The sequence below is a fragment of the Ruegeria faecimaris genome, assembly GCF_900182615.1.
Taxonomy (GTDB): Bacteria; Pseudomonadota; Alphaproteobacteria; order Rhodobacterales; family Rhodobacteraceae; genus Ruegeria; species Ruegeria faecimaris.
Map to the genome: position 1 here is coordinate 140,360 of NZ_FXTE01000001.1, position 17,088 is coordinate 157,447.

The window sequence follows — 17,088 nt, forward strand, 5'->3', positions numbered from 1 at the left end:
GGGTTGGGTGAAATTTCCCCACGACCGGGCTATTCTGGACTGGGTATCTTATGCGCTGCCTGCAGCACGCGCTGCTGCGACGGATCCGGAATTCGCGCATTGGATGGACTGTGAAGGGACCTGGTTCATTGGGGTCGACGCGCTGAACAACGACACCGAGGGCAGGGTCCAGGGGTCCCCGGTTCTGACCGGGGCCGTCATGGATTTCATAGTGTCGCGTTATGGGTCGTTGCCGTTGCACAAAGCCCAGGTCTCGGTCATTTACCCCGGCTACCCGTTGCCCCGACGCGGAGAGGGCGAGGCTGCTGCCCAGTATCGAGCAAAGCGGGATGCGGCCCATGTGGATGGTTTACGCCCGTCCGGCCCGGACAGGCGCCGCAGGGTCGAGGAACCGCATGCGTGGATTCTGGGCATTCCATTGACCGATGCCAGCGCGAATGCGTCCCCGATGGTTCTTTGGGAAGGTAGCCACAAGATCATGCAGGCTGCATTTGCGGATGCACTTGAAGACAAGCGCCCGGACACTCTGGATCAGGTGGACATAACAGATGTTTATCAGGCTGCCCGTCGTGAGGTCTTTGATACTTGCCGTCGCATCGTACTGCCCGCACGTCCGGGCGAGGCCTATCTGCTGCACCGCCACTGCCTGCACGGGGTAGCGCCATGGGGCAGCGGGGCTGAGGCTGGGTCGGATGGCCGGATGATCGCCTATTTTCGGCCTGAATGCGCTGGCGGTGTGGCCGAATGGATCAAATCCTCCTAACGTTCTGTCATTATACAGATTTGGAGGATTTTTTGATGATTGCTGTCCACAAAAACTCTGACGGAGCATTGATTGAAATCGAGCTTTCCGGCGAAGTGACAGGTACCGACTATTCCACAACATTGATCCCGGCGATTGAGGCCGCACTGGCCGAACACGATACAGTGCGGTTGTTGGCGATCGTGCAGCCAGAGTTCAAAGGGTACGATCTGAATGCGGTTTGGTCGGATACAAAATTGGGCCTCAGCCACTGGCGCGGCTTTGACCGAATTGGAGTGGTGGCGGATCAGGGTTGGGTTCAGACCAGTATCCGGCTTGCGGCTCCGCTTTTCCCTTGCCCTGTGCAGGTATTCGATCACGCGAATATTGAAGAAGCGCGCCGATGGTTGCGCGAATCTCTGGGCTCTATTCACGTTATGGATCTGGGCGGCCCCTGCGTGCAGGTCAGCCTGATGGGAAAACTCGACCCTGACGAATTCAAAAAGGCCGAAACCGATCTGGACTACATTTTGCAGGAGAAACAGGGGTTTCGCCTGCTGATTGATCTGTCCAAGTTTGACGGATGGCAAGGCCTTACGGCGCTTGCCTCGCATTTTCGGCTGGCCCGGGGGCATATTGGTAATCTGGATCGGGCAGCGGTTGTTGGCGACAAAGCCTGGCAACATCTGGCCCAACGGGTGGCCAGCCACATCCTTGGCACACGCACTCAGTTCTTTCCCGCCGAGGAAATTCAGAACGCCAAAACATGGCTTGCGTCTGGGTAGAAACGCAGCGGCTTGAGCCTGCTGTGACATTTACGTCAGGGCACAGAAATATCAGCGAGGATTTTTCTTGATCGATTGGTCAAAAAAGACGTACACAGATCGAACTCCTCTGCCGAGCCACTGCAGAGGATCGATTGTTGAAACGCGCCGCTGTGGGTTGCCACTCACTCACCAGCTGTCAACGAACTTGACCCCCTCGTAGTTCAGACCAGCCCGCAGCGGTGCAGATTCAGCAATCACATCCTTTTGTGGAAATCTCAGGCCTTGTTGAGCCGCCCCGCCCGGCCGCCGCGCCGTTTGGCAAGCAGCGGTTTGCGAGACGGTAGGTCTGCCATGATATCGGCGCGCTCAGAGCTGTCCATTTTCGACCAGCGAGAGATTTCGTCGATCGTGCGGTAGCAACCGGTACAAATACGTTCGGTCGGGTGCACAACGCAGATCTGGATGCACGGGCTTTCGACCTCGTTCCTTTTCCAAACCATGTTCGACATCAGCGTTTTCCGATCCTTAAAGAAAGCGCATTCTGTCCAGCGCGCCTTGCAGAATATAGCCTGCCGCGACGTGGTCGATAACCTGTCCGCGACGCTTTCGTGTCGTATCCGCCTCAAGCAGTGCCTTTTCTGCCGCAACCGTGCTGAGCCGTTCGTCCCAGAACCCGATCGGAACTTCGGTCAAACGGGACAGGTTTCGGGCAAAGGCACGGGTGGACTGGCAGCGCGGCCCTTCGCTGCCATCCATGTTTTTCGGCAGACCCAGTAGGATGCCCCCGATCTCACGGTCGGCGATGATTTCCAGCAGACGGGCAGAATCCAGAGTGAATTTCTTGCGCCTTACGGTCTCCAGCGGGCTTGCAACACCGCGCATCCGGTCCGAGACTGCAACCCCGATAGTCTTTTCTCCCAGATCGAGACCGATCAACGCGCTCATAGGCGCAAGCGCGCCTGCAAATTCCTCAAAAATGTCATGGATCATTGGGTCACCCCAGCCTGAGCTGCTGCCGCACCAAGGATAGCCAGTGCGTTGTCATTGTCCGAGAATACGGATTGGGCTTCGGCGTAGATCGCGGTGGCCCGGTCGATGTCGCCAACCACCCCAAGGGCACCGATCAGTCGGGCCCATTCTTCGGGGGAGCCGCCTTCGGTTGCAAGCCTGTCTGACAGTTGCTCGACCATGCCAAGGATCATCTCTTGTCGCTCTTGTGCGGTCAGAGATGCAGCGGCCTCGATGTCATCCTCACCGGGGCCTGGGTTCCCTGCTGGTATAGGGGCGGCATTGAACACACCCGCACGAAAGGCCAGATCGTCCATCTGTGCGCGAATGGCCGTTGCCCAGGGGGCATTTGTCGGCGCGCTTCCAAGTGCATCCACCCAGATCCTGTAACCGATATCAGGTCGTCCGACCTGTACCATCATCTGTCCCAGGTAATACAAGGCCGGACCATGGCGTGGATCACGCTGCAATGACTGTTTCAATGCGTCTTCAGCTTCGGGCGAGATATATCCGTTGGTAGCAAGGATCATCATCTCGGCAAGATGCGAATAGGCATCTGCGGGTGCAGTATTCCCGGACAGTTCGATTACACGTTGCTGCGCTTTGTAGGCGGCATGGAAGTTACCTGCGTTCGCCTCGTGCTGGGCAAGAAGGATATGTCCTTGTAGGTCATCAGGACGACCGGAAACGGTTTCGCGTAGTTGCCCGAGAAGAGAGGCATAGCTTTCGTCAAGCTGTGGCAGTGGTGCGGGTGGCGTGGCGGCCTCTGCCTCGGCCTGACTGGGGCGCTCTGTGCGCAGGGCATCAGCCATTTCTAGCCGCAATGACAGGGGCTGATCGGGGAGCCCGGCTGCACCAAGCTTCAGATACATCCAGGATCCTCCGCCTACCAGGATGGCCGCGACAAATATGGATGCCGCAACCGAGATCCATTTGGACGGCCCTTGCGGTTCAGACAAAGATTGCATCTGCGCATCAGCCGCAAGAATGCGGCGTGAAATTTCCGTGCGAACTCGCTCGGCATCTGCGTCAGCGATGACACCACGGGCCAAGTCTCGATCTACGCTGGCCAACTGTTCACGATAGACCTGCAAGTCATACGCAGTGGATGGTTCGCGCGTATCTCGCCTACGCAGTATCGAAATCCCAAGAAAAACCGCTATCAGGACGGCGGTGGCTATGATGAGGGCCCAGAAGGTCATGATAACTCCAAGATGGCTGTCCTGACTTAGACCTGTGGCGGGGCGGAAAAAAGGGACAAATGGCCGCGAGGGGGCTTCATGTCGCAATAATAAGGGCGATGTCGCAATAGTGCGATATTATGGCGTTGCACGGCAGGGGCCAAAGGCGGTTACACGGCATACCTGCGCCAATCACCGAACCGGATGGATTCGCTTATGAAACACTATTCAGCCTTTGCTGTGGCGCGCGAAGCGCTGCGCTATCATACCGGATGGGAACGCGCCTGGCGTTCGCCCGAGCCCAAGAAACGCTATGACGCCGTCATTGTGGGGGCGGGTGGCCATGGTCTGGCAACCGCCTATTACCTGGGTAAGAACTATGGCATCCAGAATGTCGCTGTGATCGAAAAAGGCTGGTTGGGCGGTGGTAATACCGGTCGGAACACCACCATCATCCGCTCGAACTATCTGCAGGATCCGTCTGCCGCGATCTATGAAAAGGCGCGCAGCCTTTATGAGGATCTGAGCCAGGACCTGAACTATAACGTCATGTTCAGCCCGCGCGGCGTGATGATGCTGGCGCAGACCCAGCATGAAATCCGCGGCTATCAGCGCACGGCTCATGCGAATGCGCTGCAGGGTGTAAAGACTGAATGGATCACACCTGAACGGGTCAAAGAACTGGTGCCAATCATCAATCTCGAAGGCCCGCGCTATCCGGTTCTGGGTGCGCTGTGGCAGGAACGCGGTGGCACCGCCCGTCACGATGCGGTGGCTTGGGGCTATGCGCGCGCTTGTTCCGCCATGGGCATGGATATAATCCAGCAATGCGAAGTGACCGGGGTTCGGTCACAGGATGGTCGTGTTGTCGGTGTCGACACCACCAAAGGTGCGATCGACTGTGACAAGCTGGGCATCGTGGTTGCGGGCCATTCGGGTCAACTGGCCGAAATGGCGGGCTTCCGTCTGCCGCTTGAGGCGATTGCTCTGCAGGCGCTGGTGTCTGAGCCGATCAAACCCTGCATGGACGTGGTCGTGATGGCCAACACGGTGCATGGCTACATGTCGCAATCCGACAAGGGAGAGATGGTGATCGGTGGCGGCACCGACGGGTTCAACAACTACACCCAACGCGGCAGCTTCCACCATATCGAAGAAACTGTGCGCGCGCTGGTCGAGACCTTCCCGATGATCTCACGCCTAAAAATGCTGCGGCAATGGGGCGGGATCGTGGACATGACCGGTGACCGGTCTCCGATCCTGTCGAAAACACCGCTTGGGAACTGTTTCATCAACGGTGGCTGGGGCACCGGTGGCTTCAAGGCCATTCCGGGGTCCGGCTGGGGCATGGCACAGCTGATGGCCACGGGCCATTCACCGCTGACCGAGGCGTTCTCGTTGGATCGTTTCAAAGAAGGCCGCTTCATCGACGAAAGCGTCGCGGCCGGGGTGGCGCACTGATGCAGATTTTCCGGCGAAAAATCTCGCGCGCCCGTTACTCAGATTTCGCATGCAGCATGGTCTCGCCTGCTGCCGAGAGGATGAACATATGCTGATCCTGAATTGCCCCTATTGCGGCGTCGATGCCGAAGAAACCGAATTGGCCGCCGGTGGCGAGGCGCATCTGAAGCGTTTCGGTCCGGGCTCATCAGATGGTGATTTCCACGATTACCTGTTCATGCGTGAAAACCCTAAAGGCGTTCATTTCGAACGCTGGCGCCATGCGAATGGATGCGGCAAGTGGTTCCACGCGGCGCGCTGCACGCAAACGCTCGAAGTTTTCGGCACCTACTCTGCCCAGGTGTTTGAGCCGCCCAAAGAAATTCGCGAGGCGATCACCGCCAAGCGCCCTGGCTGGACGTGGAGAGAATACAAATGATCCGCGCCACCACCCGTAATTCCGCCTGCGAAAGGTCCGCATCATGAGCACCCGTCTCGCAAATCAAGGCCGGCTGATTGACCGGTCGAAACAGGTCACATTCTCCTTCAACGGCACTTCGATGCAGGGCTACGAAGGCGACACGCTTGCCTCGGCCTTGCTGGCTAATGATCAGATGATGATGGGCCGGTCGTTCAAGTATCACCGCCCGCGTGGTGTTGTCGCCAGTGGTGCGGAAGAACCCAACGCTCTGGTCGGTCTGGGGCAGGGCAATCGGTTCGAGCCGAACCAGCGCGCCACCACGACCGAGCTGTTCAACGGTCTGACCTCGATTTCTCAGAACCACTGGCCGAACCTGGAATTTGATATCGGTGCGATCAATACGCACCTGTCGCGGTTCCTGCCGGCTGGCTTCTATTACAAGATGTTCATTCATCCCAAGCCGTTCTGGAAACATGTCTACGAGCCGTTCATCCGCCAATCTGCCGGTCTGGGCAAAGCCCCCGACAAGGACAGCCGTGATGCGGATACCTATGAGCATTTCTACAACTTCGTCGATGTGTTGGTGATCGGTGGCGGCGTGGCCGGTTTGCAGGCTGCCAAAGTGGCCGCTCAGTCCGGTGCAAAGGTGATGTTGATTGAGCAGACCGCGCATTGGGGTGGCCGTGCCCCAGTTGATGGCGGCACAATCAATGATGAGCCTGTGGATAAGTTTGTGGAACAAATTGTTTCCGAACTTGAAACAATGGGCAACGTCATCTTGCGCAACCGCTGCATGGGTGCAGGGGTCTATGACCATGGCTATGTGCTGGGCTATGAACGCCTGACAGACCACAAGCCTGGTGCACAGGGCCCGCGCCATCGTCTCTGGCGTATTCGGGCGAAACAGGTCGTGACTGCTACCGGTGCGATTGAGCGTCCGTTGTCTTTTGCGGGTAATGATGTGCCGGGTGTCATGCTGGCCTCGGCCATGCGGGATTATGTCGTGAACTGGGGTGTGACACCCGGTGAAAAGGTGATTGTGGCCACCAATAATGACGACGCCTACCGGACTGCGATCACCTTGAAACAGGCCGGTGTCGATATCTTGCGTGTGGTTGACGCAAGGGCTACCTCCGGCCCTCTGGCTGAAGAGGCGCGCCAACTGGGTATCCGCGTCGATGTGGGCAAGGCCATTGCCAAAGTCAAAGGCGGCAAACGCGTCAAGAAAGTTGCCATCTGCAATCAGGACGGCATCGGTGGCGCCCGTGAAGAGGTGGAATGCGATGCGGTTGCGATGTCGGGCGGTTGGTCTCCGGTCGTGCATATGTGGTCGCACTGCGGCGGCAAGCTGATCTGGGACGATGCCAATGCGCATTTCCGGCCGGATCCTGCGCGACCCCCGCTTGGGGCCGATGGCGAAGGGTTCGTCGTAGCCGCCGGGGCATCGAATGGCCCGATGGCGCTGGGCGATGTGTTGGCCGATGCCGATGCAGCCGGTAAGGCCGCAGCCAAAGCGGCTGGATTCAAAACCAAACGCACCAAAGCGCCTGTCGGGGAAGCTACGTCCGAGGCACCTATGGCTGCGGTCTGGTTGATGCCTGCGAACGCGGATATTCAACTGCGGATGAAGTCCTGGCTGGACTTCCAAAACGACGTCAAAGTTTCGGACGTGCAACTTGCCGCGCGTGAGGGGTATGAGAGCGTTGAACATACCAAGCGTTACACCACTCTGGGCATGGCAACCGATCAGGGTAAACTGAGTAACATCAACGGATTGGCGATCCTAGCTGATGCGTTGAACTCCGAAATCCCGAAGGTTGGAACAACAACGTTCCGCCCGCCTTACACCCCAATTTCAATGGCATCTATCGGCGGTGAGGCACGTGGTGAGGTGTTCCAGCCAATCCGTCAAACCCCGATGCACAACTGGCACGACAAGAACGGCGCCGATTGGGAGCCGGTCGGCCACTGGCGCCGGACTTATGCCTATGTTCGTCCGGGTGAATCCGTGCATGACGCCGTGAACCGTGAGGTGAAAAATACCCGCGAGAACCTCGGCCTGCTCGATGCCTCGACCTTGGGCAAGCTGATCGTCAAAGGGCCGGACGCAGGGAAGTTCCTGGACATGATGTACACCAACATGATGTCTACTCTGAAGGTCGGCAAATGCCGCTATGGCCTGATGTGTTCCGAGAATGGCTTTCTGATCGACGACGGTGTTGTTGCCAGGATCGACGAAGACACATGGTTGTGCCACACCACCACCGGCGGGGCTGAACGTATCCACGGTCACATGGAAGAATGGCTGCAAACCGAATGGTGGGACTGGAAAGTCTATGTTGCCAACGTGACCGAGCAATATGCGCAGGTCGCCGTTGTTGGCCCCAACGCCCGCAAGGTGCTTGAAAAGCTCGGCGGCATGGATGTGTCGAAAGAGGCGCTGCCCTTCATGGAGTGGCGCGATGGCAAGATCGGCGACTTTGATTGCCGGGCTTATCGCATCTCGTTCTCGGGTGAGCTGTCGTACGAGATCGCCGTTCCTGCATCCCAAGGGCAGGCTTTCTGGGATGCGCTGACAGAGGCAGGCAAGGAATTCGGCGTGATGCCCTATGGCACTGAATGTCTGCACATCCTTCGGGCCGAGAAAGGCTTTATCATGATCGGCGACGAGACCGACGGCACCGTGATCCCGCAGGATCTGGGGCTGCATTGGGCGCTGTCGAAAAAGAAAGAGGATTACCTCGGCAAGCGCGCTCATTCCCGCAGCCATATGGCCGATCCCGAGCGTTGGAAACTGGTGGGTCTTGAGACTGTGGATGGTTCTGTCATCCCGGATGGGGCTTACGCAGTGGGCGAGGGTGTCAACGCCAACGGTCAGCGCAACATGATCGGTCGTGTGACCTCAACCTATTATTCGGCCAATCTGGGCAAAGGCATCGCCATGGGCTTGATCAAGCATGGTCCTGACCGCATGGGCGAGATTGTCGAGTTCCCCGGCACCGATGGCAAATCCTACAAAGCAAAGATCGTGGATCCGATCTTCTTCGACAAGGACGGGGAGAAGCAGAATGTCTGAACCCATCAGCGCACTGAACCACGCCAGCTATGAGGGCATCGCCAAGGTTGAAGAATGCGGCCTGCAGGGCATGATCACCCTGCGCGGCGACCTTTCCGACAAGGTTCTGGCCAAGGCCGTCAAAGACGCCACCGGCCAAAAAGTACCCGGCCAGCGCGAGGCATTTGTCGACGGAGACAGCGGTGTTTGCTGGATGTCCACCGACGAATTGCTTGTGCTTGTCCCATATGCCGAGATCGAGGCCAAACTGGCCGCGATGACCAACGCGCTGAGCGGTGTGCATGCCCTGGCGGTCAACGTCTCGGATGCCCGCGCGGTGTTCAGCATCTCGGGCGCGAACGCTCGCGAAGTTCTGGGCAAACTGGCCCCGGTAGATCTGTCGGCTGACGCCTTCCAACCCGGCCAAATCCGCCGCTCGCGCTTGGCACAGGTTGCAGGAGCGTTCTGGATGGATGACGCCGAAACTCTCCGCGTCGTCTGCTTCCGGTCAACCGCAGACTACGTGTTCAAACTGTTGAAGGTCGCAGCGCAGCCGGGCAGTGAGGTCGGGGTTTATTAGGTTTCGAAGCTAGGAAAAAAAGCCCCGGATTTTCCGGGGCTTTTGCGGTTTAACCGAAGCTTAACCATCGATCACTTTGCATTTGCCTTGCCCTGAAGGCTTGTTGACAAAGTTGGCATTCACCCAGTTGCCTCTCAGTTTCACGGTATTGTCAGAAGGGTCAATGCGGGCCGTGTAATTTACCCGGACTTTTTGGCCGCCAAACTCTGTCAACTCAACGCGCCAATCCAGCTTGTAACGCTTCTTTCTATCAATTTTCAGCTTAGCGGACTGCATTTCGTTGTGCCCGCTGGCTGTTTGCGCACTAACGCCGTCCTTATCAATAACAAAGATATAGCGGGGCGCGACCCACCCGGTTCCGTCGCGGTCGCGAACGGCACAATCGTAAGTAATTGTTTCAGCCGCCGCTGCCTGTGCAAAAACGGTAAAAATGGATGCTAAGAAAAGGTATTTCATGGTTCCTCGTTTACTCGGTCTATCCAGAAGGGAAGACACCAAACAACGCGAGAGTTTCAAGCGCATATGCAACTAATGCACGAAAAAAATTCTGCACATTCTATTCATGCAACACAACGGCGCGATACCGCTTCAACTCTTGAGGTTGCAGCAATTCTTCGACCTTTAGTGGGTGCCCGTTTTCGTCTTGAATTTCGGTGTAGAATGAAAGGCTTTCTAGGAGTTGAGATGTCCGCGTAAGCCTGTCTTCCTCGGCAAGAAGGGGCGAGTGGAGCGAAAGATACAGGGCCGGGCGATGCTTTTTCAGGAAGGGCAGAAGGCTCGGCAGAACCGCGAATTCTGCCCCCTCAATATCCATTTTGACCAGAGATACACCCGATAGGTCATTTACGGCCTCGAACTGATCCCACTCGATGGTCAATGCATCTGTCCCATGCACCCCGTCATGCAACAGTGAACTGGTGGAATCCCCGGGTTCACCGCGAACGGATGCCATACGGGCCACGCCGAATTGATCCGACAATGCGACGCCAAATGCCGAAACATTGCGAATGTCGTTCAGGTCCAGATTCCACGCCAGATGCCGAAACGCGGTAGGGTCCGGTTCGAAACACCATACGTGGCGGGCTTTGCGGGCACCGTACAGCACCGTTGGGCCGATCCATGCCCCGATGTCCAGAAAGTCGCTGTCCGGCGTTAGATATCTATCCAGCACGGCAAAAGTCTCGGGCTCCCACGCGCCGGCCGAGGCCTTGCGCCAGAACTTCGAGTGGTAGGGATCCAGCCGGAAAGGCTCGCCATTCAGGCTGCCCGCATAGTATCCGCGGGCGCGGTAAAACATCTTGCGCGCCTGAGTTAGCATCGCGGACCTCCGGGTTTTATGATCTCTGCCCTTGACCTGCGGCACTTGCCAAAGCATTTAACCTTTGGAAACCGCAACATTCATTTTCAACAGGGGGCCGAGATGGCTTTTGAACTTCCTGATCTTCCTTATGCACACGACGCGCTGGCAGCCAAGGGCATGTCCGCCGAAACATTGGAATTTCACCACGACCTGCACCACAAGGCCTATGTCGACAACGGCAACAAGCTGATCGCCGGTACCGAGTGGGACGGCAAGTCGCTGGAAGAGATCATCACCGGCACCTACGACGCAAATGCCGTCGCGCAAAACGGCATCTTCAACAACATCAGTCAGCTTTGGAACCACAACCAGTTCTGGGAGATGATGGGCCCCGGCGACAACGCCATGCCTGGCGAGCTGGAAAAGGCGCTGGTCGAATGCTTTGGCTCGGTTGACGAGTTCAAGTCGCAGTTCAGCGCAGCTGGTGCCGGTCAGTTCGGCTCGGGCTGGGCGTGGCTGGTCAAGAATGCGGACGGTTCGCTGGCCGTGACCAAGACCGAAAACGGCGTGAACCCGCTGTGCTTTGGTCAGACTGCTCTGTTGGGTTGCGACGTGTGGGAGCATTCCTATTACATCGACTTCCGCAACAAGCGTCCGGTGTACCTGTCGAACTTCCTCGACAATCTGGTGAACTGGGAAAACGTCGCTTCGCGGATGTGATCCAGTGACCCGTAGAGGGTTCATAAAGGGCCTGCTGGCAGTGATGCTGGCAGGCCTTTTTGCTGCCACGTATGGTTTCTTCATCGAACCCGCGCTGCGCCTGCGTGTTCGTAAGTGGCGGATCCGGCGCGCGGACTGGACCGCACCGCCGCTGCGGATCGCGGTGCTGGCTGATCTGCATGTTGGTGAGCCCTATGTGGGGTTGAAAAGAGTCCAGCAGATCGTTCGGCGCACAAACGCTCTGTCACCTGACCTTATCCTGCTGTTGGGTGACTATGCCGCCGGGCACAGGATAAATTTACAACCGGTTAAAATTGCCGATCTGGCGCCGGTGTTGTCCGGGTTGCAGGCAAAGCATGGTGTCTATGCGGTTCTGGGAAATCACGATTGGTGGGATGACCGGTCAGCCCAAAAGCGCAGGGGCGGGCCGAATCTGTACGGCGATGCGCTGAGACGGAATGGTATCCGGGTGCTTTCAAACGAGGCCTTCAAACTGGATGGTGCCGGGATTTGGCTTGCAGGCCTCGAAGATCAGTTGGCGATTTATACGGGCAATGGTCGATACCAAGGGCTGGATGATCTGCCTGCGACGCTTGGGCAGATCACGGATGATGCCCCGGTGGTGATGATGGCGCATGAACCGGATATCTTCCCCAAAGTTCCTGATCGCGTGGCCCTGACCCTGTCAGGTCATACTCATGGAGGGCAGGTACGGCTGTTTGGCTGGTCGCCGGTGGTGCCCTCGAAATTCGGCAATCGCTATGCCTATGGTCACGTGCGCGAAGGCAATCGTGATCTGGTCGTGTCCGGGGGTATCGGATGTTCGATCCTGCCCGTGCGTTTTGGTGTAACGCCCGAAATTACGGTCATCGAACTGTTCTCCTGACCGGTGAAAACCCGCCTATAGCGGCAGTTTCGGTGCCCGGCCGGATTGTAAGATGGCGCGCAGTGCCTACCTTAAAGGGAGCGGAGGAGAGAGCCGCAAATCACTTGCAAAAAACACAGGCGGCGCGGCGAAAAACAAAGCTGCGCAAATGGTTAGCCGTGCCTGAAAGATGAGGGATGGTCTCAGAAAAACCAAATCAGGAGATCACAATGGTCGCATTAACGCAGGGAACATGGATTGTCATCGCCGACGGGGAGAAGGCGCTGTTCATGGAGAATATCACGGATGCCGAAGACCCCAATCTGGTGGTTGTCTCGGTCGAAGAAAGCGATGTCCCAAACGCTAGGCCCTCTGATCGGGCGGGGCGGCGCTCGGACAATGGCCCAAATCAGAAATCAGCGGTCGAAGAACCCAAGTGGAAATCGCAGGCCAAGTCTTTGTTCGTGCAGGATGTGGCTAATCTGTTGAATCGCAAAGGTCTGAAGGGGGCATATAAACGCCTGGTTTTGGTCGCCAGCCCCCATGTTTTGGGCCTTCTGCGTCGCCGCCTGCACAGCGAAGTCTTAAGGAAAGTGGTGGCCGAGGTTGATAAGACCCTGACCAACCACCCGCTGAACAAAGTGGAACAGGTTCTGATCAGCCGTCTAAAACCAGCCAGTTGAGTATCCGGCGATCTGCGGACGGACCATACTGCCCGACTAGCCCTTATGCGGGACCAGCATCGCCCTCAGGGTCGACATCGCCGTTTCCGGGCTGTCGACCCACGTTATGAAATCGGCCAGAGATGTGTCCGCAAATCCCTGGCCGATGACCTGCTGCACAAGATCATGCAGGGCATCCCAATATCCATCAACATTCATGACCAGAATGGGCTTGTCGTGCAGACCCAACTGCCGCCATGTCAGGGCTTCGAACAATTCGTCCAGTGAACCCGGACCACCCGGCAGGACGACCACGGCATCGGCGTTCATGATCATGACCTTTTTCCGCTCGTGCATCGTTTCGGTAATCACGAAACGGGTCAAGTCGGTCTTGCCGACCTCGCGCTTTAACAGGTGAACGGGAATTACGCCGAACGTGTCCCCTCCGGCGGCTTGGGCCGCACGCGCGACCTCGCCCATCAGACCCACATCGCCCGCGCCATAGACCAGTCGCCAGCCCTCCTGCGCCAGAAGCTGACCAAAGGAGCGGGCTGCGTCGGAATAGCTGGTTTGGGCGCCATTGCGTGACCCGCAATACACACAGACGGATTTCTGAGACATCGAGAGGCTTCTCCGGGGTTGTATCTGGGGTTTTGACCCGTGATAGCGGTATTGATAGATTGGCTCAACCGTCAGGCAGAATGCGTTGTAGATAAGGCATTTGCGCTGCGGAGTGAAAGGAAGAGTATGGATTCCAATTCGGGAAGCGAGAGCCCCAGATCTTTCACCTGGGGGGTGATCGCCGGTTTGCTGGTTCTGTTGGGCGTCGGCGGTGCATATTTTTCCGGCGCGTTTAACGGCACGCCTCTCGACCCAACAGCGCAGGAAGATGTGGCTGAGGAGGCCTCCGAGAGCACCTCTGTTGCCTCTGACACCGAGGAAACCGCGCAGGCCGATGCTGCGACTGATACGGATACGGCAGCAGCCGAGGCGCCGACCGAAGAGGCTGACGAGACCGCTGAACCGGCTGAAAATGTTGCCGAAGTTACGCCTCCGGTCCTGGATCAGATCTTTGTTGAGCCTGACGGGAATGCTGTTCTGTCCGGAAATGCAGAACCCGGCGCCAAGGTGCGGGTATTGCTGGGCGGTGAGGCAGTTCACAGCTTTACCGTTGATGACAGCGGCCAGTTTGCAGAATTCGTGTCCATTCCGTTTTCCACCGCCGCACGCGGTCTGACGCTGGAAACCGATGGAGTCGATCAACCTGTACGCTCTGATGACTATCTGATTGCTGCATTGCCCGAACCTGAACCAGAGGTCGCATCGGTCGATACTGCAGAAACCACCGCAGCCGACGAATCCGCAGGCGGCAATGAAACCGAGGCGGGGCAGGTCGCTCAAACCGACGACACATCTTCCGAAGAAACGACAGATTCCACGCAAGGACAACAGGTTGCGATCCTGCGATCGGGGGAAGACGGGGTCGAGCTTGTCCAACCTGCGACGCCTCAGAGCACCGAACCTGATCAGGTTGCGTTGGATACGATCGGGTATTCAGACACGGGTGAGGTCGAGCTGACCGGCCGCGTGGCTGATGGTTCCGCGGTACGCGTGTACCTGGACAACCAACTGGTCGCCGATATGCAGCCCACGGATGATGGAAAATGGCGCAGCGAGATCGAAGGCATTGATCCCGGTGTGTATACGCTGCGTGTGGATGAGGTTGCCTCGGACGGCACGGTTAAAAGCCGTCTGGAAACCCCGTTCAAGCGTGAGCCTCTAGAAGTTCTGAGCGTGGCCGAAGTGGACGATGGGCCTGCACCCTCTCAGGAAACACCGGCCATCCGTTCGGTTACAGTACAAAAGGGTGATACGCTTTGGGCTATCTCTCGGGAACGATTTGGCGATGGTGTCTTGTATGTCAAACTGTTCGAGGCCAACCGAGGCGCGATCCGCGACCCGGATCTGATCTATCCGGGGCAGGTATTCACCATTCCGGAATAATCCTGTACCTCTGACCTTCCGGGGTCAGGGGCACTCTCTGACCGCAGTTCCGGTACGTGAAGAGACGAGTAGCCCCGATGAATTCCGACAATATCCCAAAATTGGACGCGCGCAGCTCTGGCTGGCGTACAATCCGGAAAGTTGCGCCTTATCTCTGGCCCGAGGATGAGCCCTGGGTTAAGCGCCGCGTTCTGATTGCTATGGGCATGTTGGTTCTGGCCAAGTTGATCGCGGTCTACACCCCGATTTTGTACAAAGGCGCGGTTGATAGCCTGGCGGGCGAGGGCGTTCCCCCCGTAGCGCTGGGTGCTGTTGGGTTGACGGTGGCATATGGTGTCGCGCGCATGATGACTGTTGGTTTGCAGCAGTTGCGGGATGCGGCCTTTGCTCCTGTCGGGCAGCGGGCATTGCGCGCACTGGCATTGGAAACTTTCCAGCATATCCACCAGTTGTCGATGCGCTATCACGTGACGCGGCGCACGGGCGGTCTGAGCCGTATTATCGAGCGCGGCGTAAAAGGGGTCGAGTTCCTCTTGCGTTTCCTGCTGTTTTCCATCGGGCCTTTGATCCTTGAACTGCTGCTTGTTGCGATCATTCTGATGTGGCTGTTTGATGTCTGGTATCTGGTGGTCGTCGCGGCAACGATCGCGCTGTATATCTGGTTCACATTTGCGGTGACCGAGTGGCGCGTGAAACTGCGCCGCGAGATGAATGATCAGGATACCGAGGCGAACCAGCGCGCCATCGACAGCCTGCTGAATTTTGAAACCGTCAAGTATTTCAATGCCGAAACGCGTGAAGCTGAACGGTATGATGTGTCAATGAAAGCCTATGCGGGGGCGGCTCTCAAGACGGCGTATTCTCTGGCGTTTCTAAATTTCGGGCAGTCCTTTCTGATCACCTGCGGATTGATCGGTGTAATGGTCTTGGCAGCCATTGGGGTGCAGGCCGGGACGCTGACCGTGGGCGATTTCGTTATGGTCAACGCCTATATGATCCAGATTACCGTACCGCTGAATTTTTTGGGTACGGTGTATCGGGAAATCCGCCAATCTCTGGTCGATATGGGCCAGATGTTTGACCTGTTGGAACAACCCGCCGAAGTGGTCGACAAGACCGATGCACCGGATCTGGATGTAACAGGGGGTGAGGTTACCTTGCATGATGTACAATTCGGATATGATGCTGAGCGGGAAATTCTCAAAGGTGTTTCCCTAACCATTCCTGCGGGCCAAACCGTAGCGATTGTGGGTGCGACGGGGTCGGGTAAATCCACCATCGGTCGGTTGCTGTTCCGGTTCTACGATGTCACCGGGGGTGCGCTGAAAATTGATGGGCAGGATGTGCGCGACGTCACGCAGACCAGCCTGCACGCGGCAATCGGAGTGGTGCCGCAGGATACCGTGCTGTTTAACGATACCATTCGCTATAACATTGCCTATGGACGCGACGGGGCCACGCAGGAAGATGTCGAAGCCGCCGCCCGGGCTGCCCAGATCCACGATTTCATAGTCACGTTGCCCGAAGGCTATGACACCACAGTCGGTGAGCGCGGGCTAAAGCTGTCGGGTGGGGAAAAGCAGCGGGTCGGTATTGCCAGAACGCTGCTGAAAAACCCGCCGATCCTTTTGCTGGACGAGGCAACATCGGCGCTGGACACAGATACCGAACAAGACATCAAGGATGCTTTGGCCCATGCGGGCGAGGGGCGTACGGTTCTGACGATTGCCCATCGCCTGAGCACAATCGCCGAGGCAGACAGTATTGTAGTGCTAGAGCGTGGCAAAATCCTGGAGCAAGGCACGCATGATGAATTGCTGAAACGTGAGGGGCGTTATGCCCAGCTTTGGAATCGCCAGCAATCGGATATGCAGGCGGCCTGATAGGCGGCCCAAACTATGTTACACTACAGATCACGCATCTGAGGTATTGTTATGCATAAATATTTCCGCAAGTTCATTGTGCCAGCCATAGCGGCAATTGCCACACTTACACCGGTCTATGCGCTTGGAGACCCCATCATCGGAATTTGGAAGACCGAGCCGGACCGGAAGAACCTCGTCTCTGACATCAAAATTACAGCCTGCGGTGACAAGTTCTGTGGTCAGATTTTATCTGCATATGACGCCAGCGGAAAAGCAGTACAGACGCCGAATATCGGAAAGAAACTGTTCTGGGATGTCGGCAGCCAAGGCGGTGGCAAATATGGCGGGGGTGAATTCTGGGTACCGTTAGTGGATGTTGATGCAGTTCCGCAAATGACGCTGAAGGGTGACACTCTGATGGTCAAAGGGTGTGAACATCACATTTGTGCGCATCAAACCTGGACGCGCGAGTAAAACA

Annotated in this window: 18 protein-coding genes; 12 read left to right on the forward strand and 6 right to left on the reverse strand. The window is 57.2% G+C overall.

Features of this window, described 5'->3' with window-relative positions:
- Window positions 1-7 precede the first annotated feature (7 nt).
- Together FN806_RS00700 and FN806_RS00705 are read left to right on the forward strand one after the other, a co-directional pair.
- Window positions 8-763, forward strand: a complete 756-nt coding sequence (locus FN806_RS00700; RefSeq protein WP_246097119.1) for a phytanoyl-CoA dioxygenase family protein — start codon at window positions 8-10, stop codon at window positions 761-763.
- A 35-nt stretch (window positions 764-798) separates the two neighbouring features.
- Window positions 799-1,527, forward strand: coding sequence for a SpoIIAA family protein (locus tag FN806_RS00705; protein WP_142633029.1), 729 nt, complete (start codon window positions 799-801; stop codon window positions 1,525-1,527).
- Between the two features lie 257 nt (window positions 1,528-1,784).
- Here the strand turns inward: FN806_RS00705 and FN806_RS00710 are convergent, their stop codons facing one another.
- Genes FN806_RS00710 through ccmI form a run of 3 tightly spaced genes read right to left on the reverse strand, consistent with a single transcriptional unit; the run spans window position 1,785 to window position 3,719 of the window.
- Complete coding sequence (locus FN806_RS00710) at window positions 1,785-2,018, reverse strand: DUF1289 domain-containing protein (protein WP_142633031.1); 234 nt, start codon at window positions 2,016-2,018, stop codon at window positions 1,785-1,787.
- A gap of 16 nt (window positions 2,019-2,034) precedes the next feature.
- Window positions 2,035-2,499 carry a Holliday junction resolvase RuvX gene (gene ruvX / locus FN806_RS00715; protein ID WP_142633033.1) on the reverse strand — a complete coding sequence of 155 codons (465 nt, stop codon included), beginning with the start codon at window positions 2,497-2,499 and terminating at the stop codon, window positions 2,035-2,037.
- Window positions 2,496-3,719: a c-type cytochrome biogenesis protein CcmI gene (gene ccmI / locus FN806_RS00720; protein WP_142633035.1), complete on the reverse strand. Its 1,224-nt coding sequence runs from the start codon at window positions 3,717-3,719 to the stop codon at window positions 2,496-2,498. The genes ruvX and ccmI overlap by 4 nt, the downstream gene beginning before the upstream one ends.
- A 195-nt stretch (window positions 3,720-3,914) precedes the next feature.
- Between ccmI and FN806_RS00725 the strand changes: the two genes are divergently transcribed.
- The 4 genes from FN806_RS00725 (at window position 3,915) to FN806_RS00740 (ending at window position 9,194) form a co-directional block, all read left to right on the forward strand.
- Window positions 3,915-5,159 carry a sarcosine oxidase subunit beta family protein gene (locus FN806_RS00725; protein WP_142633037.1) on the forward strand — a complete coding sequence of 415 codons (1,245 nt, stop codon included), beginning with the start codon at window positions 3,915-3,917 and terminating at the stop codon, window positions 5,157-5,159.
- An 88-nt stretch (window positions 5,160-5,247) separates the two neighbouring features.
- Complete coding sequence (locus FN806_RS00730; RefSeq protein ID WP_142633040.1) at window positions 5,248-5,577, forward strand: sarcosine oxidase subunit delta; 330 nt, start codon at window positions 5,248-5,250, stop codon at window positions 5,575-5,577.
- A gap of 43 nt (window positions 5,578-5,620) precedes the next feature.
- On the forward strand, window positions 5,621-8,635 hold the full coding sequence (locus FN806_RS00735) for a sarcosine oxidase subunit alpha family protein (RefSeq protein WP_142633042.1): 3,015 nt from the start codon (window positions 5,621-5,623) through the stop codon (window positions 8,633-8,635).
- A complete protein-coding gene (locus FN806_RS00740; protein ID WP_142633044.1) occupies window positions 8,628-9,194 on the forward strand; it encodes a sarcosine oxidase subunit gamma in 567 nt (188 codons plus the stop codon). The genes FN806_RS00735 and FN806_RS00740 overlap by 8 nt, the downstream gene beginning before the upstream one ends.
- Window positions 9,195-9,254: 60 nt before the next feature.
- Here the strand turns inward: FN806_RS00740 and FN806_RS00745 are convergent, their stop codons facing one another.
- Together FN806_RS00745 and FN806_RS00750 are read right to left on the reverse strand one after the other, a co-directional pair.
- Window positions 9,255-9,650, reverse strand: coding sequence for a hypothetical protein (locus tag FN806_RS00745; protein ID WP_142633046.1), 396 nt, complete (start codon window positions 9,648-9,650; stop codon window positions 9,255-9,257).
- A gap of 100 nt (window positions 9,651-9,750) precedes the next feature.
- Window positions 9,751-10,512, reverse strand: coding sequence for an FkbM family methyltransferase (locus FN806_RS00750; RefSeq protein ID WP_142633048.1), 762 nt, complete (start codon window positions 10,510-10,512; stop codon window positions 9,751-9,753).
- Window positions 10,513-10,614: 102 nt separating this feature from the next.
- Here FN806_RS00750 and FN806_RS00755 point away from each other — a divergent pair, with 102 nt between their 5' ends.
- The 3 genes from FN806_RS00755 (at window position 10,615) to FN806_RS00765 (ending at window position 12,762) form a co-directional block, all read left to right on the forward strand.
- Window positions 10,615-11,214, forward strand: a complete 600-nt coding sequence (locus FN806_RS00755) for a superoxide dismutase (protein ID WP_142633050.1) — start codon at window positions 10,615-10,617, stop codon at window positions 11,212-11,214.
- Window positions 11,215-11,218: 4 nt separating this feature from the next.
- Window positions 11,219-12,100 (forward strand): metallophosphoesterase, encoded by an 882-nt coding sequence (locus tag FN806_RS00760; RefSeq protein ID WP_246097120.1) that lies wholly within the window; start codon window positions 11,219-11,221, stop codon window positions 12,098-12,100.
- Window positions 12,101-12,309: 209 nt separating this feature from the next.
- Complete coding sequence (locus FN806_RS00765; RefSeq protein ID WP_142633052.1) at window positions 12,310-12,762, forward strand: host attachment family protein; 453 nt, start codon at window positions 12,310-12,312, stop codon at window positions 12,760-12,762.
- A gap of 36 nt (window positions 12,763-12,798) precedes the next feature.
- Here FN806_RS00765 and FN806_RS00770 read toward each other — a convergent pair whose 3' ends face one another.
- A complete protein-coding gene (locus FN806_RS00770; RefSeq protein WP_142633054.1) occupies window positions 12,799-13,362 on the reverse strand; it encodes an LOG family protein in 564 nt (187 codons plus the stop codon).
- A gap of 126 nt (window positions 13,363-13,488) precedes the next feature.
- On the opposite strand from FN806_RS00770, the gene FN806_RS00775 reads away from it, so the two are divergent.
- From FN806_RS00775 to FN806_RS00785, 3 genes are all read left to right on the forward strand, one after another.
- The gene (locus tag FN806_RS00775; protein WP_142633056.1) at window positions 13,489-14,745 is read left to right on the forward strand and encodes a LysM peptidoglycan-binding domain-containing protein; all 1,257 of its coding nucleotides are present in this window, start codon (window positions 13,489-13,491) and stop codon (window positions 14,743-14,745) included.
- Between the two features lie 77 nt (window positions 14,746-14,822).
- Window positions 14,823-16,628, forward strand: coding sequence for an ABCB family ABC transporter ATP-binding protein/permease (locus FN806_RS00780; RefSeq protein WP_142633058.1), 1,806 nt, complete (start codon window positions 14,823-14,825; stop codon window positions 16,626-16,628).
- A 51-nt stretch (window positions 16,629-16,679) separates the two neighbouring features.
- Window positions 16,680-17,084 (forward strand): DUF2147 domain-containing protein, encoded by a 405-nt coding sequence (locus FN806_RS00785; RefSeq protein WP_142633060.1) that lies wholly within the window; start codon window positions 16,680-16,682, stop codon window positions 17,082-17,084.
- Window positions 17,085-17,088 lie beyond the last annotated feature (4 nt).